Here is a 21,749-nt window from a genome sequence, read left to right as displayed (position 1 = left end):
GACAGAAGCGATGAGGACGCGTAGGGTAAACGCTTTCTAGAATCGTTTCCCCTGCTCTCCTCATCCTTCTGGGGTTCCCATGAACAAGCGGCCCACCATTCGCGACGTCGCGGCGATGGCCGGGGTGTCGGTGGCGACCGTGTCCCGGGTGCTCTCCGGCGACTACCCCGTCGCCAACGCCACCCGGACCAAGGTCCAGCGGGCCGTCCGGGAGCTGGACTACGTCGTCAACGCCCACGCGCGGGCGCTGTCCGGCTCCACCTCCAACGTCGTCGCCCTCGTCATGTACGACGTGGTCACCCCGTTCTTCGCGTTCATCGCCTCGGGGGTGGAATACCAGGCCACCGAGTCCGACCGGTTGTGCCTGGTGTGCACCACGCACGGCGACCCGGACCGTGAGCTGGAGATCGTCAAGCTGATGCGCGAGCAGCACGCGGACGCGGTGATCCTGGTCGGCGGCGTGAACATGAGCGACGACTACCGCGAGCGCATGTACCGCTATGCCAAGGGTCTCGAGGACGCGGGCAGCCGCCTGGTGCTCTGCGGCCGCCCGTCGCTCGGCCCGGACTTCCCGGCGATCACCGTCGAGTACGACAACGCCGGTGGCGCCTTCTCGGCCACCAGTCACCTGCTCTCCTCCGGCCACCGCCGGATCGCGATGCTGGGCGGCCCGATCGGCAACACCACCTTCGACGCCCGCCTCGACGGCTACCGCCGGGCGCTGGAGGCGTTCCGGGTGCACGTCGACCCGAAGCTGATCATCCATGGCGACATGAGCCAGGAATCCGGCTTCCGCCAGGTCCAGCGCCTGCTGGCCGACGGCGTCGAGTTCACCGCGATCTTCGCCGCCAACGACTTCGTCGCCGCCGGGGCGATGCGCGCCCTGCGCGCGGCCGGCAAGAGCGTGCCCGACGACGTCTCCGTCATCGGCTACGACGACACCCCCTTCGCCCCCGAACTCACCCCGGCCCTGACCAGCGTCCACCTCCCGCACGAGGAACTCGGCCGTACCGCCGTCAAACTCGCCCTCCAGCGCGGCGAAGGCTCCGCCCGCCAGCACGTCATGCTCGGCACCCACATCGCCATGCGCGACTCCGTCCGCCCCCTGATTTAGAGCAAGGAAGGGCACCTTCTTAACGCTCCGCGTTATAGAAGGTGCCCTTCTTAACGCCTTCCGCGGGCGGGTCCGGCCGGACATCGCTGTTTCGTGTCGAAACCTCAGGTCTGACCGCAGTTCTCGACGCGAAACGGCGATCTCGAACGGCGGTCCGCGGCCGCTGCGGGCGGAGACGGCACGACGCCCGCGACCGGGTAGGTCGCGGGCGTCGGCCTTACGGGAGGGAGAAAGCCCTACTTCACCGCGCCGGCGGTCAGGCCGGCCTTCCAGTAGCGCTGGAGGCTGAAGAAGGCGACGATCAGCGGCAGGATCGCCACCAGCGAGCCCGTCATCAGCAGCGGGTAGTACAGGTCCTGGTCGGTGTTGATCAGCTGCCGCCACATGAACAGGCCCAGGCCGACCGGGTACAGGTTGTGGTCGGACAGCATCAGCAGCGGCATGAAGAAGGCGTTCCAGCCGCCGGTGAAGCCGAACAGGAACAGCGTTGCGAAGGCCGGGCGCAGCAGCGGGAACGCAATCTGCCAGAAGGTGCGCAGCTCGCCCGCGCCGTCGACCCGGGTGGCCTCCAGCAGCTCGTCCGGCACGTACGCCTGGCTGAACACCCGGCCCAGGTACACGCCGAACGGGCTGGCCAGGCCGGGCAGGAATACGCCCCAGAAGTTGTTCGTCAGCCCCAGGTCCGAGGCCATCAGATACAGCGGCACGGTGGTCACCGCGGCGGGCACCAGCACACCCACCAGCACGAGCCCGAACCAGCGCTCCTTGCCAGGGAAGCGGAACTTGTCGAACGCGTATCCGGCCAGGATCGAGATCATCGAGCTGACCAGCGCGCCGACGCCGGCGTAGAGGAAGCTGTTGAGCAGCCAGCGCAGGAACAGCCCGTCGCCGAAGGTGAACAGCTCGACCAGGTTCTCCCACAGTTGCACGCGGGCGAACTCGAACCCGCCGGTCTGGTACAGGTCGGCGTAGCCCTTCGTGGCAGCGATGACCAGCCAGGTCAGCGGCAGGACCGTCCACAGCATGGCGGCCAGGAGCACGCCGTTGACGACGCCCTTGGACAGCAGCGGCGTGGCCGAGCGACTACGCCGCCGCTCGGCGGGTCCGGCGGGCCGGTCGGGCGAGACCGCCGCGTCGGGCCGGGTCAGGGTCTGCGAGGGGCTCACAGCGTCGCCCCCTTCTTGGAGAATCGGGTGACCAGGAACGACGCCACGGCCAGCACCACGGTCAGGATCAGCGAGGCAGCGGCCGCGCCGCCCATGTCGTAGGCCTTGGTGAGCTGGTAGATGTACAGGCTCGGGGTCCACGCCTGGTCGATCGTGGTGGCGGCGTCGCGCACGATGAACGGCTCGGTGAACAGCTGCATCGCGCCGATGACGGTGAACAGGACGGCGAGCACGACCGCGCCGCGGATCATCGGCGCCTTCACCGACCACGCGATGCGGATCTGCCCGGCGCCGTCGACGGTGGACGCCTCGATGACCTCGCGCGGCACGGCCTGCAGCGCGGCGAAGAAGATGATGACGTTGTAGCCGGTGTGCATCCAGGTGGTCAGGTTGGCCACCGCGCCGATGGCCCCGGCGTCCGAGCCGAGGTTGAACGGGATGCCGAACTTCTCCAGCGCGTCGATGATCGGGGACAGGCCCGGGGTGTAGAGGTACGTCCAGATCATCGCGGCGATCAGGCCGGGCACGATGTTGGGCAGGTACAGCGCAAGCTGGAAGAAGCGCTTGGCGCGGGCGTACGCCGAGTCCAGCAGCAGGGCCAGCACCAGCGCGATGCCGATCATGATCGGGATGTAGACCAGGCAGTAGAGGCCGACCGTCGCGAAGCTGCCGAGGAACCGGGGGTCGGTCAGGGCCCGGGTGAAGTTGTCCAGGCCGACGAAGACCTGCTCGGGCTCTCCGCCGAGGCCGAGGCCCGACGTCTGCTCGCGGTGCAGGCTCAGCCAGCCGCCGTAGCCGATGGGTGCGAGGGTGAAGGTGAAGAACAGCAGGAAGAACGGGGCGGTGAAGAGCGCGGCGACGCCGTACTGACGGCGGGCCAGGCCGGAGCGGGTGGGGGGCATGAGCGCACCTCCTTTCAGCAGCGAGAGCGGGGCGGGCGCCGCTGCCGGGTGACAGCGCCGCCCGCCCCTGCGGTCGTCAGGACGCGTTGATGCCGCGGCCCTTCAGGTCCTCGATCGTCTTGGCCTGCACCGGCCCGTACACGGCCGGGAGCTGCTGCTTGCCCGTCTGCACGAGCTTGAACTGCTCGCCGATGCCGTCGAACACGCCGCGCATGCCCGGGCCCCACACCCAACCGGTCTTGATGGTCGGCAGCGCGGCCTTGGCCACGGCGTAGATGTCCTGGCCGCCGAAGAACTTGGTGTCGAAGTTCTTCGCCGCCACGTCGGCGAGCTCCGGGATGGCGGGCAGCGTCGAGCTGGCGCCGCTGGACAGGCGGGCCTGGATACCCTCCGGGGTGGTGGTCATCCAGGTGATGAACTTGAGCGCGGCTTCCTTGTTCTTGCTGGTCTTGCTCACGCCGAAGGACGAGCCGCCGACCATGGCCGACGCCGGGGCGGCGTCCCACGAGGGCAGCGCGGCCGAGGCCCACTTGCCGGACTGGTCCGGCAGGCCGGCCTTGAGGCCGCCTGCGGCCCACGCGCCGCCGAGCTGGGTCCAGACCTGGCCGGCGGCCTTACGCTTCTGCACTTCCTCGGCCGGGACGTTGGTCACCAGGTCCTTGGTGATCAGGTCCTGCCAGTAGCCGGCGACCTTCTGCGACTCGGGGGAGTCGAGCGTGACCTTCCAGGAGTCGCCCTGGATGCCGAACCACTTGGCGCCGGCCTGCCAGTTCAGCGACACGAAGTTGGCCGAGTCGGTCTGGTTCCAGTCGGTGATGCGCGACTTGGCGTCGGCCTTCTTCACGGCCTCGGCCGCGGCCTTGAACTCGTCCCAGGTCTTCGGCACGGCGATCTTGTGCTGCTCGAAGAGGTCCTTGCGGTAGAACATGACCATCGCGCCCGCGTCCAGCGGCACGGTCCAGGTCTTGCCCCCCAGCGTCACCAGCTCCTGGATCGGGGCCGGGTACTTCGACTTCACCAGGTCGGTGATGTCGCCGGAGATGTCGGCCAGGTTGCCCTGCGCCAGCATGTCCGGGAGCATCGCGTACTCGACCGTGGCCACGTCCGGCGCGTTGCCCGCCTTGACCGCGTTGGTGAGCTTGCCGTAACCCTCGGCGCCGCCCGGGATCTGCTCGAACTTGACCTGCACATCGGTGTGGGCCTTGTTGAACGCGTCCGTGACCTCCTGCGAGGCGCGCAGCCAGGACCAGAAGGTGATCTCGGTGACGGCGGGCTTGCCGGCGGGGGTGTCGGCGCCCTTGCTGCAACCGGTCGCGACCAGAGCCATGGAAACCATGGCGCCGGCGAGCGCCGCGGCTGCCTTCATCGATCGGGTCTTCATGACCGCTCCTTTGCGGGGGGAATCGGATCGTAGCGGAATGTTTTCGCAGTTCAGAGCCCCGGCCCTGGGGCCCGGAGGTGATGCCGGGGGAGTGGTTCAGATCACCGTCCCTGGCGGAGATCGAAACTAAACCGTTTTCTACGATGGCGTCAAGTCACCGTTTCCATCTCGTTGCAAAACCGGCGGATACCCAGTGTTGACCTCGTAAACGGATGCGGCTACGGTCCTGAATCCGTACAGCAAACGTTTACTAAAGATCGTTTGGGAGAAGCCGTGAGCCAGCCGGACCGCCCTGCCGGGCTCATCGTGATGTCGCCGCAGGCGGCAGGCGCGGTGTTCCCCGGCGACCTGCTGACCCGGCTCGACGGCTCGTTGCGGCTGCTCACGGCCGGTCCGGTGGGTGACTTCGGGGCCGCCGCCGGAGTGCTGTCCGAGGCGGAGATCCTGCTGACCGGGTGGGGCTGCCCCCGGCTCGACGAAAACGTGCTCGACGCGATGCCCCGGCTGCGCGCGGTCGTGCACGCGGCAGGCTCGGTGAAGCTGCACGTCGGCCCGGAGGTCTTCGCCCGCGGCATCGCGGTCTCCTCGGCCGCCGACGCCAACGCGGAGCCGGTCGTGGACTTCACGCTGGCCGTGCTGCTGCTGGCGGGCAAGCGCGCTTTCGCCTTCGCCCGCCGGTACGCCGAGGGACGCCAGCCGACGTTCGCCGTCAACGAGCGCGCCGGCAACGACGGCCGGGTCGTCGGGGTGGTCGGTGCGTCCCGCATCGGCCGCCGCGTCATCGTGCGGCTGCGCGCGGCCGGGTTCCGGGTGCTCGTCAGCGACCCGCACCTGGATCCGCTGGACGCGGCCGCGCTGGGTGCGGAGCCGGTGGGACTCGACGAGCTGTGCCGGCGCAGCGACGTGCTGACCCTGCACGCGCCGGAGCTGCCCGAGACGGTCCACATGATCGACGAGCGGCGGCTGGCCATGCTGCCCGACGGCGCCATCGTCATCAACACCGCGCGCGGGGCGCTGATCGACACCGAGGCGCTCACCCGCGCCTGCGCCGACGGCCGCATCGACGCACTGCTCGACGTCACCAGCCCCGAGCCGCTGCCCGCCGGGCACCCGCTGTTCGCCATGCCCAACGTCTGGATCACCCCGCACCTGGCCGGCGTCCAGGGCACCGAGGCCCGGCGCCTGGGCGCGTACGCCATAGCCGAGGTCGAGCAGTTCCTCTCCGGCCGCCCGCTGTCCGGCGAAATCCGCGCCGAACAGCTCGCCGTCCTGGCCTGACCCGCGGTCCGCGCCCGGCTCACGGGTCCATGCGGGACGCGGTTCGCGCCCGGCTCACGGGTCCATGCGGGACGCGGTTCGCGCCCGGCTCGGTCCGGGCAGGACGCGGTCCGCGCCCGTTTGGGCGGCCGCGCAGGCGTGCAGGTCCGCTGCCGCACCATGATCGTTCGACTTGCCCGGCACCTGGTCGAAAGCGCGTCCAAGATACGCCCGGGTGCCAGGCAAGTCCGACGATCTAGGGGGCGGGCCGGAGGTGGGCGAGGATGAAGGTGGTGATCTCGGCTTCGTAGCGGGCGTGGGCGTAGCGGCCGGCGGGGCCGGTGTGGGCGCCTGAGCCGAGTTCGGTGCGCAGGTAGAGGGGGCCGTCGTCCGGGGTGGCGGTGGCACGCAGGCGGGCCACCCACTTCGCGGGCTCGTGCACCATAACGCGCGGGTCGTGCAGCGCGCCGGTGGCCAGCAGCGCCGGGCGAGGGCCCGCCGGCAGGTGGTTGTAGGGGGAGTACGCCCACATCCAGTCGAACTCGTCGGGCTTGCGCGGGTCGCCCCACTCGTCCCACTCGGTGACGGTCAGCGGGATGTCCGGGTCCAGCATGGTCGTGATGACGTCCACGAACGGCACCTCCGCGACCACCGCGGCCCAGCGTCCGGGACGCTGCGTGTAGACGGCGCCCTGCAGCAGTCCGCCCGCCGAAAGCCCGCGGGTGGCCAGGCGCGACCCGTCGGCGATGCCGTCGGCCAGCCAGTCCGCCACCGCGAGGTGGTCGGTGAACGTGTTGGCCTTCGCGGCGAGGTGGCCGTCGTGCCACCAGCGGCGGCCGTTCTCGCCGCCGCCGCGCGGGTGGGTCAGCGCGTACACCACACCGCGGTCGAGCAGGCTGGGCAGCACCGGGTCGAACTCGGGGTCCAGCACGGACTCGTAGGCGCCGTACCCGTAGAGCAGGGCGGGGGCGGTGCCGTCGAGCGCAGTGTCCGCGCGCCAGGCCAGGGTGACCGGCACGGCGGTGCCGTCCGGGGCGGTCGCGTGCCGCCGCGCGGTCCGGTACGCCGACGCGTCGTGCCCCGGCACCTCGCGGCGTTTGCGCAGCTCACGCTCGCCGGTGCACAGGTCGACGGAGTGCCAGGCCGGCGGTTCGATCAGAGATTCGACGACGACCGTGACCGTGGTGTCGCCGTACTCCACCGGGGTGGCCAGGCGGACGTGCCCGGCGTCGATCTCCGCACCGATCTCGACCACGGCCCCGCTCACCCGGTCCACGGCGCGCAGCAGCGGGAAGCCGTCACGGCGCAGTTCGACCAGCCAGTGCCGGCGCAGCGCATGGCAGGCCGTGATCCGCTCACCGGGCCGCGGCGCGAGCAGCTCGGTCCAGTGCTCCGCGCCGGGGGTCTCCGCCGGCGCGGACATCACCCGGAACTCGGGCGCGCCGTCGTCGGTGACGATGACCAGCCGTCCGTCGGTGTGGTCGACGGTGTAGTCGACGCCCTTGCGGCGCGGTGCGACGACCACGGGTGGGGTGTGCGGCGCCTCGGCGGGGATCAGCCGCCACTCGGCGGTGTCCCGGCTGCGTGCCTCGATCATGATCCAGCGCAGGTCCCGAGTGGCCTGCACGGTGAGGTCGAACTGGGCGTCGTCCTCCTGCAGGACCAGCACGTCCGCCTCGGGCGAGGTGCCGATGACGTGCCGCCAGACCTGGTGGGGGCGGAACAGCTCGTCGTGCACGGTGTAGAAGAACGTGCTGGAGTCCGCGCTCCACGCGCCGGTGTAGTACGTACGCGGGAGCTCCTCCGAAAGGTCAGTCAACGTGGCCAACTGGAGGAACTTCAATCGATACACCTCGTTGCCGGTGGTATCCACTGAATACGCCAGGAGCGTGTTGTCGGGGCTCAACTCCCGCAATCCGATCTCGGCGAACCCGTCGGGACCTGCCAGCCGGGCCCCGTCGAGCAGCACCCGGTCGGAGTCACCGTCATGACCAGCTTGTAAGAACTGCTCGTACTCACTTCCCGCAACGGTCCGGGTGTAGTAGAAACGTGAACCATGTCTCCAACTGACTGAGTCATCAGTCGGAAGGAGGCGTCGCTCCACCTCGTGAAAGACCTCGGTCTGGAGGCCCTCCAACCGGTTCGCGGCGGCATCGTAGTACCCGCGCTCAGCGCGCAGGTAGGCGAGAAACCGCGGGTCGGAGTGGTTGCGCATCCACCCGTAGTCGTCGGTCCACCGGCGTCCGTGCAGCTCGTGCTCGTAGGGCTCGCGCGGGGCGACCGGCGGGACGGCGATGTTGTCGAGATCGTGCGGCATGACCGGGCACCATACCCGCCACGCCCCCGGGCACCAAGGAGAGAACCGATGAGCAGCACCCCTTCTGCTCCCAGATCCTGGTTGACCAATCAGTCAGTGCGCCGTTTGCGTGCCGGGGTGGCGTTGGCGGCCGCGGCCGCGCTGACGGCCCTCGGCGCTCTCGCCTCGCCTGCCGCCGCCGACGGGACGCCCACCCCGGGCTCCTCCGCGCAACGCAGCAAGACCAGCTTCGTCATCGGCGTGAAGCAGGACATCGACTCGCTCAACCCGTACGTGGGCGTCGTGGCCAGCGCGTTCGAGACCTACCAGCTGATGTACGACTACCTCACCACCTCCAGCGCGGGCGACTTCTCCCCGGAGCCGTGGCTGGCGGAGAAGTGGGAGACCTCGGCGGACGGCAAGACCTGGACGTTCCACATCCGCAAGGGCGTGAAGTGGTCCGACGGCGTCGACCTGACCGCCAAGGACGTGGTCTACACGTTCCAGCGGGCCAAGGACGACGAGACGGCCAACGGCCAGTACAGCAACTACGTCGACAACATCACGAAGATCAGTGCCACCGACGACCACACCGTCGTGATGGAGACCGAGAACCCCAGCCCGATCATGCTGCGGCTCGCCGTGCCGATCCTTCCGGAGCACGTCTGGTCGAAGATCAGCGCCAAGGACGCCGGGACGTTCGCCAACGACAAGAACGTGGTCGGCTCCGGCCCGTTCCAGCTGGCCGAGGCGAAGAAGGGCCAGTTCTACCGGTTCTCGGCCAACAAGCAGCACTTCGCGGGCGCGCCCAAGATCGATGAGCTGATCTTCACGGTGTTCGCCGACGACTCGGCGCTGTCCCAGGCGCTGAAGCAGGGCGAGATCGACATGGCCCAGGACCTGCCCGCGGCCATCGCCGACACGCTGGTGAACACGCCCGGCATCACCGTCAACGACGCCAAGTACTACGGCTTCAACGAGATCGGCTACAACCTCGGCGCCGCGACGACCGACGGCAAGGCGATCGGCGACGGCCACCCGGCGCTCAAGGACAAGCAGGTCCGGCTCGCCATCGACCACGCGATCGACCGCAAGACGCTGGTGTCGAAGGTGCTCAGCGGTCACGGCACCACGGCCACCGGGGTCATCCCGCCGATCTACGCCGACACGCACTGGAATCCCGGCTCGGCCGAGCGCGCGTTCGACCTGGCCAAGGCGAACTCGATCCTGGACGCGGCCGGTTATGCCAAGGGCGCCGACGGCATCCGGGCCAAGGGCGGCAAAGCGCTGAAGTTCCGCCTCTTCGGCCGGGACAGCTCCGAGTACTCCAAGCAGAGCGTCGAGTACGTGCGCTCCTGGCTCAAGGAGATCGGCATCGACGCGGTCGTGTCGATCATGAGCGAGGACAACCTGACCGCGGTGCTCGGCAAGGGCGAGTTCGACCTGTTCGAGTGGGGCTGGGTCGTCGAGCCCGACCCCGACTTCCAGCTCTCCGTGATGACCTGCGACCAGCGGTCCTACGAAGAGGACGGCGAGATCGCGGCGGGCTGGTCGGACAGCTTCTACTGCAACGAGGCGTTCGACAAGCTCTACGCCCAGCAGCAGACCATGATCGACGCCAAGGCCCGGGCCGAGGTCATCAAGCAGGCGCAGCAGATCCTGTACGACGACGTGGCCTACTCGCTGACGTACTACTACAACCAGACCGAGGCGTACCGGTCGGACCGGTTCACCGGCTTCGTGCCGCAGCCGTCCCAGGGCGGCATCCTCGCCTTCCAGTACGGCACGCACAGCTACCGCAACATCATGCCGGTGGCCGAGCGGCCGGCCGACGAAGACTCCGGCCCGGGCGTCGTGCTCTACGTCGTCGGCGGCGTGGTGCTGCTGGTGATCGTGGCCGGCGTGGTGCTGGTGCTGGCGCGACGCAAGAACGCGGACGACCGGGAATGACCGGCCCGTCCAGCGGGGCCGGCGCGGTGACGCGCCGGCCCTCCCGGCTCCCCTCGCCGCTGTTCGTGCTGCGCAAGCTCGGCTCGGCGCTGCTGATGCTGGCCTTCGTGGTGGTGGTCAACTTCTTCCTCTTCCGGGTGCTGCCCGGCGACCCGGCCAAGGCCTTCGCCCCGCGCGGGCGCAACGCCGACCCGGAGGCGCTGCGCGAGCTGCGGGAACGGCTCGGCCTCAACGACCACTGGACGGTCGCCTTCGGCAAGTACGTCGAGAGCGTGCTCAGCGGCGACCTCGGCGTCTCGTTCAGCCAGCACGCCGAGGTCACCGATGTGATCATGGAGCGGCTCTGGCCGACCGTGCTGCTGTCCGGCACGGCGCTGGTCATCGCCGCGGTGCTCGGGGTGTGGCTGGGCGCGCGGGCCGGCTGGCGGCAGGGCAGCCGCTTCGACAAGCTCAGCTCGAACGCCGCGGTCACCTTCTACTCGATGCCCGAATGGCTGCTCGGCCTGGTGCTGCTGGTGTTCCTCAACCGGTACGGCATCTTCCCCACCCGGGGCATGAACGACCCCCGCTCGACCCTGCCCGCCTGGCTGGACGTGCTCTGGCACATGGTGCTGCCGGTGACCGTGCTCGCCGTCGTCTACGTCGCCGAGTACTCCCTGATCATGCGGTCGTCGATCCTGGACGAGCGGCGGGCCGACTACCTCACCACCGCGCGGGCCAAGGGGCTGCGCGACGACCTGGTCATGCGCCGCCACGCGATGCCCAACGCGCTGCTGCCGTCGATGACGCTGTTCTTCCTGAGCATGGGCTTCGTCGTGGCGGGGGCGATCACGGTGGAGACCGTGTTCTCCTGGCCGGGCCTGGGCCGGCTCACCTACGACGCGCTGCGCGGCCCGGACATCCCGCTGCTGCAGGGCCTCTTCCTGGTCTTCTCGGCAGGAGTGATCATCATGAACCTCGTCGCCGACCTGCTGATGCCGGTGCTCGACCCCCGGGTGCGTGCCTCATGAGCGCTCCGGCAGCCGCCTCGCGGCGGCGCAGCAGCCCGTGGCGGGCCTTCCTGCGCGACCGCGAGGGCATGTCCGGCCTGATCGTGCTGACCCTGTTCGGGCTGGTGGCGATCTTCGCGTCGCTGCTGGCCGACCCCGCGGGGCTGGAGGTCACCAAGGCCGACGGTCCGCTCGCAGCCGCGCCGTCGTGGGACTACCCGCTCGGCACCGACCACGCCGGCCGCTCCGTGCTGACCATGGTCATCCACGGCAGCCAGGTGACGCTGCTGGTAGGTCTCGCCGCCACCGTCATCTCGATGCTGCTGGGCACCCTGATCGGCATCGCGTCGGGGCACTTCAGCGGCCTGTTCGGCGGGGCGCTGAACAGGTTCACCGAGTGGTTCCTGGTGATCCCGTACCTGCCGCTGGCCATCGTGCTGGCGACGGTGTTCCCGCCGGACGTGCCCAAGCTGATCGCGGTCATCATCGTGATCGGCGTGACGTCCTGGTCGGGCACGGCACGGCTGGTGCGGGCGCAGACCATGGCCATCGAGGCCCGCCCCTACCTGGAGCGGGCCAGGGCGCTGGGCGGCGGGCACTGGCACCAGATGTCCCGGCACGTGCTGCCCAACGTGATGCCGCTGGTGCTGGCCAACACCACGCTGACCGTGTCCATCGCGATCATCGCCGAGACCACGCTGTCGTTCCTCGGCCTCGGCGATCCGCTGCGGGTCTCCTGGGGGCGGGTGCTCGACGAGGCGTACGCCCTCGGCGCGATCGACCGCGGCGCCTGGTGGTGGGTGCTCGGCCCCGGCGTCGCCGTGGTGCTGGTGGTCCGCGCCTTCAACATGTGCGGCCGCGCCCTGGAACGCATCCTCGACCCGCGGCTGGAGGGCAGATCATGAACGGCGAGCAGCGAGCCCCGCAAGCGCAGCCGGACAGTGGTACACAGGCACGGGTTCCGCACGCGCGGACCGCGGGTGCCCCCGGCCTGCTGGAGATCAGGGACCTGCGGGTGTCCTACCGCGACCGGGGCGTGCCGCTGCCCGCCGTGCGCGGGGTGGATCTCACGCTCGCAGCGGGGGAGACGCTCGGGCTGGCCGGGGAGTCCGGCTGTGGCAAGTCGACCCTGGCGGGCGCGATGCTGCGGCTGCTGCCCGGCAACGCCGAGGTGTCCGGCGAGATCCTGCTCAACGGCAGCGACGTGCTGAAGATGAGCTGGGGACAGCTGCGCGCGGTGCGCTGGAACGAGGCGTCGATCGTCTTCCAGGGCGCTATGCACGCGCTCAACCCGGTGCGCAGCGTCGGCCGCCAGATCGCCGAGGCGATTCTGCTGCACGCTCCGAAGGCGTCCGCGGCCACCGCCCGCAAGCAGGTCGGCGAGCTGCTGGAGCAGGTGGGCGTGCCCGCGTGGCGGGCTGAGTCGTATCCGCACGAGCTGTCCGGCGGGCAGAAGCAGCGCGTCATGATCGCCATGGCGCTGGCCTGCTCGCCGCAGCTGATCATCGCGGACGAGCCGACCACCGCGCTCGACGTGATGGTGCAGGCCCAGGTGCTGACCCTGCTCAAGCAGCTGGTCCAGGAGCGGGGCGTCGGCCTCATCCTGATCAGCCACGACCTGTCGGTGCTCGCGTCGACCTGTGACCGCGTCGCCGTGATGTACGCGGGCCGGATCGTCGAGCAGGGGCCGGGGCACCGGCTGTTCGCCGACGCCGCCCACCCGTACGCCCAGGCGCTGGCCGCGGCGTTCCCGGTGATCGGCGACATGGCCTCGCGCCGTGCGCCGCGGGGGCTGCCCGGTGACCCGCCGGACCCGCGCGAGCTGGGCGGCGGGTGCGCGTTCGCGCCGCGCTGCCCGGTCGCCGTGGCGGAGTGCGTCGAGTACGACATCCGGCTGCGCACGGTCGACACCGAGCGCAGCGCCGCCTGTGTACACGTTGGGGTGTCAGCATGAGTGTCTCCCTGCATCCGGTGCTGGAGGCGCGGAACCTGCACGTCGGGTTCGGTGGCCGCGGCAAGGGCGTGCCGCCGGTGCGCGCGGTGGACGGGGTCGAGCTGTCCGTCGACAAGGGGCAGATCGTGGCGCTGGCCGGGGAGTCGGGCAGCGGCAAGACGACGCTGGCCCGTACCCTGCTGGGCCTGCAGCGGCCGTACGAGGGCCAGGTGCTGCACCACGGCAGGCCGCTGGACTACAGCAGCCGCGGTCTGAAGGCGCTGCGCCGCAAGGTCCAGCTGGTGCTGCAGGACCCGACCGGCGCGCTCAACCCGCGCCGCACCGTGTACGAGGCCGTAGCCGAGGGTTTGCGCATCCACAAGGTGCCCGGCAACGAGCGTGAGCTGGTCGCCAAGGCGCTGTCGCAGGCCGGGCTGCGGCCCGCGGAGCGCTTCTTCCAGCGGTATCCGCACGAGCTGTCCGGCGGCCAGCGCCAGCGCGTCGTCATCGCCGGCGCCCTGGTGCTGGAACCCGAGCTGATCATCGCTGACGAGCCGGTGGCGTCCCTGGACGCGTCGGTGCGCGGCGAGATCCTGGCGCTGCTGCTGTCGCTGCGCGACGAGCTTGGCCTGTCCGTGCTGGTGGTCACGCACGATCTCGGCCTGGCCTGGAACATCGCCGATCGGCTGGCGGTGATGTATCTCGGCCGCATCGTCGAGGTCGGCCGGACGGAGCAGGTGCTCGCCGCGCCGAAGCACCCGTACACCGCGGCGCTGCTGTCGGTGCTGCCGGAGGCGACGGGGCGTACCCCCGTGATCCTGTCCGGCGAGTCGCCGGACCCGTCGCGGATCCCGCCGGGCTGCCGCTTCCACCCGCGCTGCCCGGCGCTGGCGAGCGGCCTTGCGCAGCGGGCCGGCATCGCCGAGCGCTGCGTCGGCGAGACCCTGCCGGTGCTGCCGCTGCACGGCCCGCACGCCGCCGCCTGCCTGCTGTCCGGCCACATCGGCGACGGCATCGCCGGCGCGGCTGGAGGTTCGCCGACCGGGCTCATGTCCGTCTGACCCGCGGCCCGCCGGAGCTGCCACGCGGCGGGACGGGCTGATGATCGCTGTTTCGTGTCGAAAAGTGCGGTGGACCTTACTTTTCGGCACGAAACAGCGATCGTCGCTGTCGACGGCCGCCTGGGGTGCCACCGGGATAACCGGGAGACGCTGCCGGGAGGGGTGTCATAGGGTCGGCTTTTTCGGCGCGGGGCGTTCGGGGGCAGGATGGGCGGTCATCAGGTGCGGGCGGCGACTGTGGCCGAGTTGCCGCTGCTGGTGGAGGTGGAGTTGGCCGCCGACCGGGTGTTCGACGGGACCGGCATGGGCCCGCTGCCGCCGCCCGGCAGCGTAGAGGAGCTGGCTGCGGCGGAATGCGTGCTCGTCGTCGGGGATCCGCCGGTGGGGTTCGCCCGGCTGGGCCGGGTCGACGGGCAGGCCCACCTGGAGCAGCTGTCGGTCCATTCCGACCACGGCGGCCGGGGTGTCGGCACCGCGCTGCTCGAAGCCGCCTGCGACTGGGCGGCGCGATCGGGCTACCGGGCCGTCACGCTGACGACCTTCGCGGAGATCGCGTGGAACGGCCCGTTCTACGAGGGTCGCGGCTTCCTGCCGGTCACCGACCTCAGCCCCGGCCTGCGGGAGATCCGCCGCCACGAGGCGGCGCTCGGTCTGGACGATCTCGGCCCCCGGATCGCGATGCGCAGGCCGCTGTGAAGGCCCTGGCGCTGATCGACGTCGACGGCGTGCTCAACCCGCACGGCTCGGCCGCCTGCCCGCCCGGCTACACCGAGCACGAGCTGTTCCCCGGGGAGCTGGTGCGGCTGCGGCGCGAGCACGGTCCGCTGCTGCTGCGGCTGTCCACCCGCTATGAGCTGGTCTGGGCCACCTACTGGGAGCACGAGGCGAACCGGCTGCTCGCCCCGCTGCTGGGACTGCCGCAGTTGCCGGTGATCCCCTGCGCGGGGCCGCCCGGCAGCCACCAGGACAAGCTGCTCGGGATCGCCCCCTGGGTCGCCGACCGCCCCCTGGTGTGGTTCGACGATCTGCACAGCGCGGCCGCCCACGAGTGGGCCGCGAGCAGGCGCGCACCGACCCGGCTCGTCCACGTCGATCCTGTCGGGGGCCTGACCGGCGGCCATATCGAGCAGGCGCTGCTGCCGTGAACCGTCGGCGGCGGTCACGGAGCGCCTGCTCGCCGCCGTGCTTGCCGACTGCCTCGGTGCGTGCTCGCGCAGCGGCGGGCGATGACGGACCCGCCGCCGAGCGGACTCCCCGGCCTGCTCCTCGTCAGGAGGCGGTCAACCCGATCAGGACGGCGATCGCGGCCACCGCGGCGATCGGGACGCCCGCTATCCAGCCGATGACGAGGCCGACGCCGTTGGCGCCGTCACGGCGTACGGTGCGGGCGATGCCCAGCGCGACGACCGCGGCGGCGAGCAGCAGCTGGGCGACGACGCCGGTGACGACGTAGACCGTCCCCGGCTCGCCGGCCAGGACCGCCGGGAGCAGCGGCAGGGTCACGGCCAGGCCATGACCCGACAGCGCGGCCCAGATGCCGGAGCGCACCCGCTGCACGCGCCGCGTGGGGTGGGCAGCGGCGGGCGGCATCGCTGCGACGGGACGGTCCCGGCTTTCGAAGGCCGCGGCGACGGGCGGCCGAGCCGGAAGGTGTGGCGCCCGGTAGGGGTTGAGGGTCACCTCCTCATTGCACCAACCCGGCGGGCGGACGGCGTCTGGCTGCACGATGTCTTCACAGCATCCGCACGAACCGTGCGTCGCCTGCGGCAAAGCGCGCGGAGCGTCAGGAAGGGCACCTTCCACAACGCGGAGCGTCAAGAAGGTGCCCTTCCTTGTACTGGGGTCAGGAGAGTTCGGCGAGGACCAGTTCGGCGATCTGGACGGCGTTGAGGGCGGCGCCCTTGCGCAGGTTGTCGCTGGAGCAGAACAGGGCCAGGCCGTTGGGGGCGGTCTCGTCGCGGCGGATGCGGCCGACGTAGGTCGGGTCCTGGCCGGCGGCCTGCAGCGGGGTGGGCACCTCGGCCAGGATCACGCCGGGCGCGTGCGCCAGCAGCTCGCGGGCGCGCTCAGGGCTGAGCGGGTTGGCGAAGCGGGCGTTGAGCTGCAGCGAGTGTCCGGTGAAGACGGGCACGCGCACGCAGGTGCCGGAGACCGGCAGACCCGGGATGTCGAGGATCTTGCGGGTCTCGTTGCGGAGCTTCTGCTCCTCGTCGGTCTCGTTTGAGCCGTCGGCGACCACGGCCCCGGCGAGCGGGAGCACGTTGAAGGCGATCGGGTGGGCGTACACCTTCGGCTCCGGGTAGTCGACGGCGCGGCCGTCGTGGGCGAGCGCGCGAGCCTCGCCGACCACGGCGGTGGCCTGCTCGTGCAGCTCGTCGACGCCGGTCAGGCCGGTGCCGGAGACGGCCTGGTAGGTGCTGGCGATCAGGCCGGTCAGCGTCGCCTCGTCGTGCAGCGGGCGCAGCACCGGCATGGCGGCCATGGTGGTGCAGTTCGGGTTGGCGATGATGCCCTTGGGGCGCAGCTTGGCGGCCTCCGGGTTCACCTCGGCGACGACCAGCGGCACGTCGGGGTCCAGCCGCCAGCCGGAGGAGTTGTCGATGACGACCGCGCCCGCCGCGGCGACCTTCGGCGCGAGCGCGAGCGAGGTGGTCTTGCCGGCGGAGAACAGCACGATGTCGAGACCCGTGTAGTCGGCCGTGGCCGCGTCCTCGACGGTGACCTCGCCGTCGGCCCAGGGCAGGGTGCGCCCGGCGGAACGGGACGAGGCGAACAGCCGCAGCTCGTCGACGGGGAACTTGCGCTCCGCGAGCACCCGGCGCATGACGCCGCCGACCTGGCCCGTGGCTCCGACAATGCCGATTCTCATACGCACAGATTACTCAATCGGTTGATCTACCAGGGCCGCCGTCCCGTCATCCGGGCCGTGCCGACCCGTGACGAGCAGCACGTCAGCCGGGATTCGCGCCCGGCCGCGGGTGTGGTCGCGGCCGGGCGCGAAGTCAGCCGCGGCCCAGCGTCACGCCGACCGCGCCGACGACCACGCCGAGCGCGGCGATCAGCCGCCGCCACATGTCGCGCTCGCCGAGCAGCCGCGCCCCGAGGAACACCACCAGCAGCACGCTGACCTCCCGCAGCGGGGCGACGACGGTCACCGGGGCCATCGTCATCGCGGTCAGGGCCAGCATGTACGCCCCGGGCGAGCAGATCGCGGTGCCGAACACCTCGCGGCGGTGCTCGCGCCACACCTGCTTCACCCTTGCCCGGTGCCGGATCAGCCACGGCGCCAGCAGCAGCGCCCGGCCGGTGTCGCCACCCCAGTTGACCAGGATCGGCGACAGCGCGGCGACCGCGACCGCGTTGCGGTCCCAGAGGGTGTACGCGGCGATGAACACGCCGGTGGCGAGCGCGTACAGGATGGGGGCCCTGCGTTTGAGGGCGCCGGGGGAGGGTTTGCCGATCAGGGCGACGCTGACCGACAGGGCGAGGGTGCCGGCCCAGCCGAGCAGGCCGGGGTCCTCGTCGAAGAGCGGCACCGCGACGGCGCAGATCAGCACCGGGCCCAGGCCCCGGGCGACGGGGTAGACCACCGACAGGTCGCCGACGGCGTAGCCGCGTTGCAGCAGCAGGTAGTAGCCGGTGTGCAGCAGCGCCGCGCCGCCGAGCAGCACCAGGCTCCCCCAGCCGAGCGCGTCCCAGCCGGTGACCAGCGCCCAGATGCCGAACGGGGCCCAGATCAGCGCGGCGACCACCGACCACACGGCGACGAAGGCGGTGCCCGCGACCGCGGCCCGCTTGGACAGCAGGTTCCACGTGGCGTGGCACAGCACCGATGCGGCGACCAGCGCGAACGCGGTTGCCGACACGTCAGGCCGCCACGACGGCCGGCCGCTCGGGCACCAGCGAGGTGCCCGCGAGGTGGCTTTCGCCGATCAGGGGCTGCCCCAGCACGGCGAGCACGGTCGGCGCGACCGAGACGTGGCTGACGTCGGCGGGCGGCGTCGCCCCTATGCCCGCGCCGCAGGCGGCCAGCCACGCGGTGCGCTCCCAGCGGCTGCGGCCGCCGTGGCCGCCCTCGTCGCGGTGGCCGTGGTCGGTGACGACGAGGACCGTCCAGCTCTCCGCGGCGTACCGGGGGCGGCCCCGGACGGCGTCGAGGACCTGGCCGAGGCGGCGGTCGGCGCGTTCGATCGCTGCGGTGTACTCCGGTCCGGTGCCCAGCTCGTGCGCGACCTCGTCGGGTTCGCCCAGGTAGACGAAGGAGGCGTGGAACGTGCCCTGGCCCAGGGCGCGCACGGCGGCGTCGGCGACGTGCTGGTCGGCCACGTCGTGGCCCAGCGTGTGCCCGTCGGCGAAGGTCAGCAGGCTGGGCGAGGTGAACATGGGGCCGCCGTACGCGGTGGTGACCAGCGGGGCCCAGCTCGCACCGACGAACGTGGTGAAGCCGCGGCGTTTGGCCGTGGTGAACACGTCGGGGAACGCGTCGAGGCGGTGCCCGGTGAACACGTTGCCGTAGATGCCGTGCACCCGCGGCCACAGCCCGGTCGCCACCGACGCCCACGTCGGCCCCGACAGGGTGGGCGCGTCGGTGCTCAGCTCGAATTCGGCCAGCCACCCCTGCTGCTCGATCGCGTCCAGGTGGGGCGTGTGCGCGGCACGGGCGGTGTCCAGCCGGACTCCGTCGATGCCGACGACCAGGATGTGTGCGCTCATGCGGTGACTCCAGCGGTGTTCGGGGCGTGGTCGTGCGGACCTGCCCGCCGCAGGTGGGCGGGCAGGTGGGTCGGTCCGGGCAGGATCAGGCGACGCGCAGCCAGATGGCGCTGTTCGGGGCGATCTTCAGGTCTTCCAGCGGATCGCTGGTGAGCAGGAGGTACTCGTATGGCGGCAGGTCGGCGGGGGTGTCGCCGAGGTTGACCAGGCAGGCGAAGCCGTCACCGCGCCGGAAGTGCAGCACGCCCTCGGGCGCGGGCAGCCAGTGCAGCGGGCCGTCGCCGAGGTCCGGTTCGGTGCGGCGTACGTGCAGGGCGCGGCGGTACAGCTCGAGCATGGAGCGCCGGTCGCCGGTCTGCGCCGCGGCGGACAGCTCGGCCCAGCTCGCGGGCTGCGGCAGCCACGGGTCGGCGACCGCCCGGTCGGGGCTGAAGCCGTACGGCTTCGCCTCGCCCGACCAGGGCAGTGGCACCCGGCAGCCGTCGCGGCCCCGGTCGGTGAACCCGGAACGCAGCCAGCGCGGGTCCTGCAGCAGCTCGTCGGGGATGTCCTCGACCTCGGGCAGCCCCAGCTCCTCGCCCTGGTAGACGTAGGCGGAGCCGGGCAGGGCCAGGGTGAGCAGTGCGGCGGCGCGGGCCCGGCGGGTGCCGAGCACGAGGTCACTGGGCTCGACGTGCTTGGCGTCGTCGAACGAGTGCGCGGTGTGCGCCCGGCCGTAGCGGGTGGCGTGCCGGACCACGTCGTGGTTGGACAGCACCCACGTCGCGGGTGCGCCGACCATCGCGTGCGTGGCCAGCGTCGTGTCGATGACGTCGCGGAACGCGGCGGCGTCCCAGGGGCAGGACAGGAACGGGAAGTTGAAGCCGGTGTGCAGCTCGTCCGGGCGCAGGTAGCGGGTGAACCGGTCGGGATCGTCGTCCCACAGCTCACCGACGAACACCCCGCGCTGCGGGTACGAGTCGGCGATCTTGCGCCACTCACGGTAGATCTCGTGCACGCCCTCCTGGTCGCGCCAGGGCCGGATCACGTCCGGGCCGAGCGTGGCCACGTCCGGCAGGGACGGGTCCTTGACCAGGTGGTCGGCGACGTCGATGCGGAAGCCGTCGACCCCGCGGTCCAGCCAGAAGCGCAGCGTGGCCTGGAAGTCCTCGCGTACGGCCGGGTGGTCCCAGTTCCAGTCGGGTTGCTCGGGGGCGAACATGTGCAGGTACCACTCGCCGTCGGGGACCCGGGTCCAGGACGGGCCGCCGAAGTGCGAGCCCCAGTCGGTCGGCGGCAGCTCGCCGCCGACGCCGCGGCCGGGGCGGAACCAGAACAGCTCCCGCTCGGGCGAGCCGGGGCCCGCCGCGAGCGCGGCCTGGAACCGCGGGTGCCGGTCGGAGCAGTGGTTGGGCACGATGTCGACGATCACGCGCAGCCGGTGCTGGTGCGCCTCGGTGATGAACAGCTCGGCTTCGGCGAGGGTGCCGAACACCGGGTCGATGTCGCGGTAGTCGGCCACGTCGTAGCCGGCGTCGGCCATCGGGGAGACGTACCACGGGCTCAGCCAGACCGCGTCGACGCCGAGGTCGCGCAGGTACGGCAGGCGCTCGCGCAGGCCGGCGAGGTCGCCGAGACCGTCGCCGTTCCCGTCGGCGAAGCTGCGCGGATACACCTGGTAGATGACGGCGTCACGCCACCAGGGGTGTTCGTGTCGTGAGGACATGTCGGCTCCGAGGGGCGAGTGGGGGTTCCGTGGCCCGATAGTAACAAGATGGAAAACGCTTTCCATCGCCATCGCCACCCTACCGGGGCACTTCACTCACGGTCAACGGTCCGCCCGCGGCCGTGATCGCTCGACTTGCCCGGCACTCGTGCGTATCCGGGGCCGGGCTTCTCCCATGTGCCTGGCAAGTCGAGCGATCTCGGCGGCTACGAGTGCAGGGCGAGCAGGGCGGCGACGCGGTCGACCGGCAGGCCCTCCGCGGTGTTGCCGCCGCGGCCGACCACGGTCGGGGCGTTGAGCAGGCTGTTGAGCACGCTCTCCTCGGTCGCCTCGACCACCGCCGCGAAGAACGGGTCCAGCTGGCGGCCCTGCAGCGGGGTGACCGGGGAGACGGTGCCGCGTGGGGCGCGCAGGCCGGTGGCCAGGGCCAGGAAGATCTCGCCGCTGGCGTGGTGCGCGGTGGAGCCGGTGCGGGCCAGCCCCAGCCCGGCTCGGCGGGCCAGCCGCTGGCATCCCGCGGGATCGATCGGCGCGTCGGTGATCACGACGACGATGCAGGAGCCCGCCGGCGGCGCGGTCGGCGCGGGCGCGGGCGGCAGCAGCTGTCCGACCGGGACGCCGGACACCGTCAGGCGGCCCCGCTCGCCGAAGTTCGTCATCACCAGCACGCCTACGGTGTGGCCGGACGGCACGACGCGCGAGGCGGTGCCGATGCCGCCCTTGAAGCCCAGGCAGCTCATCCCCGCGCCGCCCGCGCGGCGTCCAGCGCGGCGGCCACGTCGTCGCGGGTCACCTGCATGCGCCGGGACTCGGACAGGAAACTGTCGTCGCACTCGGCCACCACCGGGATGACCACGTCGTCGTCGCCGATGCCCGGCTCGGACTCCATCAGCAGCTCGCAGGCGGCGTCGTAGACCCGGCCCAGCTGCATCGTCGAGGTCAGGAAGATCGGCGTCTCGGCCAGACCCCACTCCTGCGCCGACATGAAACCGGTGCACTCGCCCGCACCGTTGAGGATCGCGCCACCCGCCGGGATCGGCTCGCGGAACGCGTTGCCGCCCGGGTCGAGCACGGTCACCCCGGTCCGGGCGATCCCGCGGCCGACCGGCGGCGGCTCCTCGTCGCGCCAGACGGTGGAGTGGCCGACGCCCACGCCGGGTACGTCGAGGATGGAGCGGCTGGGGCCGCTGGGCAGCTCACCGATGGTGATGCCGAGTTCGGTCACGCGAGGCATGGGCGCAGCCTAACTGAGTCTCGACTCAGTAACGATCGGTGTCGCGGG

18 protein-coding genes and 1 pseudogene are annotated in these 21,749 nt (G+C 71.3%); 9 read left to right on the top strand and 10 right to left on the bottom strand.

Annotated elements, in window-relative coordinates:
• The first annotated feature begins 79 nt into the window (after positions 1 to 79).
• Entirely contained in the window at positions 80 to 1,114 is a 1,035-nt protein-coding gene (locus FLL47_RS02380) for a LacI family DNA-binding transcriptional regulator (RefSeq protein ID WP_144118744.1), read from the top strand.
• A gap of 236 nt (positions 1,115 to 1,350) precedes the next feature.
• Here the strand turns inward: FLL47_RS02380 and FLL47_RS02375 are convergent, their stop codons facing one another.
• From FLL47_RS02375 to FLL47_RS02365, 3 genes are all read right to left on the bottom strand, one after another.
• Positions 1,351 to 2,280: a carbohydrate ABC transporter permease gene (locus FLL47_RS02375; RefSeq protein ID WP_222105940.1), complete on the bottom strand. Its 930-nt coding sequence runs from the start codon at positions 2,278 to 2,280 to the stop codon at positions 1,351 to 1,353.
• Positions 2,277 to 3,182 (bottom strand): carbohydrate ABC transporter permease, encoded by a 906-nt coding sequence (locus tag FLL47_RS02370; RefSeq protein WP_144118743.1) that lies wholly within the window; start codon positions 3,180 to 3,182, stop codon positions 2,277 to 2,279. Before FLL47_RS02370 ends, FLL47_RS02375 begins: the two co-directional genes overlap by 4 nt.
• A gap of 76 nt (positions 3,183 to 3,258) precedes the next feature.
• Positions 3,259 to 4,563, bottom strand: coding sequence for an ABC transporter substrate-binding protein (locus FLL47_RS02365; protein ID WP_144118742.1), 1,305 nt, complete (start codon positions 4,561 to 4,563; stop codon positions 3,259 to 3,261).
• A gap of 273 nt (positions 4,564 to 4,836) precedes the next feature.
• Between FLL47_RS02365 and FLL47_RS02360 the strand changes: the two genes are divergently transcribed.
• Entirely contained in the window at positions 4,837 to 5,841 is a 1,005-nt protein-coding gene (locus FLL47_RS02360; RefSeq protein WP_246157450.1) for a hydroxyacid dehydrogenase, read from the top strand.
• 235 nt (positions 5,842 to 6,076) lie between these two features.
• On the opposite strand, the gene FLL47_RS02355 is transcribed toward FLL47_RS02360, so the two are convergent.
• Complete coding sequence (locus FLL47_RS02355; RefSeq protein WP_144118741.1) at positions 6,077 to 8,137, bottom strand: S9 family peptidase; 2,061 nt, start codon at positions 8,135 to 8,137, stop codon at positions 6,077 to 6,079.
• Positions 8,138 to 8,233: 96 nt separating this feature from the next.
• On the opposite strand from FLL47_RS02355, the gene FLL47_RS02350 reads away from it, so the two are divergent.
• The 7 genes from FLL47_RS02350 to FLL47_RS02320 all read left to right on the top strand — a co-directional run bounded on the left by FLL47_RS02350 (position 8,234) and on the right by FLL47_RS02320 (position 15,194).
• On the top strand, positions 8,234 to 10,066 hold the full coding sequence (locus tag FLL47_RS02350) for an ABC transporter substrate-binding protein (protein ID WP_186315527.1): 1,833 nt from the start codon (positions 8,234 to 8,236) through the stop codon (positions 10,064 to 10,066).
• On the top strand, positions 10,063 to 11,076 hold the full coding sequence (locus tag FLL47_RS02345) for an ABC transporter permease (protein ID WP_144118739.1): 1,014 nt from the start codon (positions 10,063 to 10,065) through the stop codon (positions 11,074 to 11,076). Before FLL47_RS02350 ends, FLL47_RS02345 begins: the two co-directional genes overlap by 4 nt.
• Positions 11,073 to 11,960 carry an ABC transporter permease gene (locus tag FLL47_RS02340; protein ID WP_144118738.1) on the top strand — a complete coding sequence of 296 codons (888 nt, stop codon included), beginning with the start codon at positions 11,073 to 11,075 and terminating at the stop codon, positions 11,958 to 11,960. The genes FLL47_RS02345 and FLL47_RS02340 overlap by 4 nt, the downstream gene beginning before the upstream one ends.
• On the top strand, positions 11,957 to 13,009 hold the full coding sequence (locus FLL47_RS02335; RefSeq protein WP_144118737.1) for an ABC transporter ATP-binding protein: 1,053 nt from the start codon (positions 11,957 to 11,959) through the stop codon (positions 13,007 to 13,009). The genes FLL47_RS02340 and FLL47_RS02335 overlap by 4 nt, the downstream gene beginning before the upstream one ends.
• The gene (locus FLL47_RS02330) at positions 13,006 to 14,049 is read left to right on the top strand and encodes an ABC transporter ATP-binding protein (RefSeq protein ID WP_144118736.1); all 1,044 of its coding nucleotides are present in this window, start codon (positions 13,006 to 13,008) and stop codon (positions 14,047 to 14,049) included. Before FLL47_RS02335 ends, FLL47_RS02330 begins: the two co-directional genes overlap by 4 nt.
• A gap of 222 nt (positions 14,050 to 14,271) precedes the next feature.
• The gene (locus FLL47_RS02325; protein ID WP_246157449.1) at positions 14,272 to 14,745 is read left to right on the top strand and encodes a GNAT family N-acetyltransferase; all 474 of its coding nucleotides are present in this window, start codon (positions 14,272 to 14,274) and stop codon (positions 14,743 to 14,745) included.
• Complete coding sequence (locus tag FLL47_RS02320) at positions 14,742 to 15,194, top strand: HAD domain-containing protein (RefSeq protein WP_144118734.1); 453 nt, start codon at positions 14,742 to 14,744, stop codon at positions 15,192 to 15,194. The genes FLL47_RS02325 and FLL47_RS02320 overlap by 4 nt, the downstream gene beginning before the upstream one ends.
• A 124-nt stretch (positions 15,195 to 15,318) precedes the next feature.
• Here FLL47_RS02320 and FLL47_RS02315 read toward each other — a convergent pair whose 3' ends face one another.
• From FLL47_RS02315 to FLL47_RS43870, 6 genes and pseudogenes are all read right to left on the bottom strand, one after another.
• Complete coding sequence (locus tag FLL47_RS02315; protein ID WP_144118733.1) at positions 15,319 to 15,729, bottom strand: hypothetical protein; 411 nt, start codon at positions 15,727 to 15,729, stop codon at positions 15,319 to 15,321.
• A 163-nt stretch (positions 15,730 to 15,892) separates the two neighbouring features.
• On the bottom strand, positions 15,893 to 16,918 hold the full coding sequence (locus FLL47_RS02310) for an aspartate-semialdehyde dehydrogenase (protein WP_144118732.1): 1,026 nt from the start codon (positions 16,916 to 16,918) through the stop codon (positions 15,893 to 15,895).
• Between the two features lie 133 nt (positions 16,919 to 17,051).
• Complete coding sequence (locus tag FLL47_RS02305; RefSeq protein WP_144118731.1) at positions 17,052 to 17,915, bottom strand: DMT family transporter; 864 nt, start codon at positions 17,913 to 17,915, stop codon at positions 17,052 to 17,054.
• Position 17,916: 1 nt separating this feature from the next.
• On the bottom strand, positions 17,917 to 18,762 hold the full coding sequence (locus tag FLL47_RS02300; RefSeq protein WP_144118730.1) for an alkaline phosphatase family protein: 846 nt from the start codon (positions 18,760 to 18,762) through the stop codon (positions 17,917 to 17,919).
• Between the two features lie 85 nt (positions 18,763 to 18,847).
• A complete protein-coding gene (locus tag FLL47_RS02295; protein WP_144118729.1) occupies positions 18,848 to 20,467 on the bottom strand; it encodes a glycoside hydrolase family 13 protein in 1,620 nt (539 codons plus the stop codon).
• Between the two features lie 206 nt (positions 20,468 to 20,673).
• Positions 20,674 to 21,701 (bottom strand): annotated as a pseudogene (locus tag FLL47_RS43870) (P1 family peptidase).
• Positions 21,702 to 21,749 lie beyond the last annotated feature (48 nt).

It is taken from the genome of Catellatospora sichuanensis, assembly GCF_007483665.1.
GTDB lineage: Bacteria > Actinomycetota > Actinomycetes > Mycobacteriales > Micromonosporaceae > Catellatospora > Catellatospora sichuanensis.
This window is presented reverse-complemented; position numbering and strand designations above follow the sequence as displayed.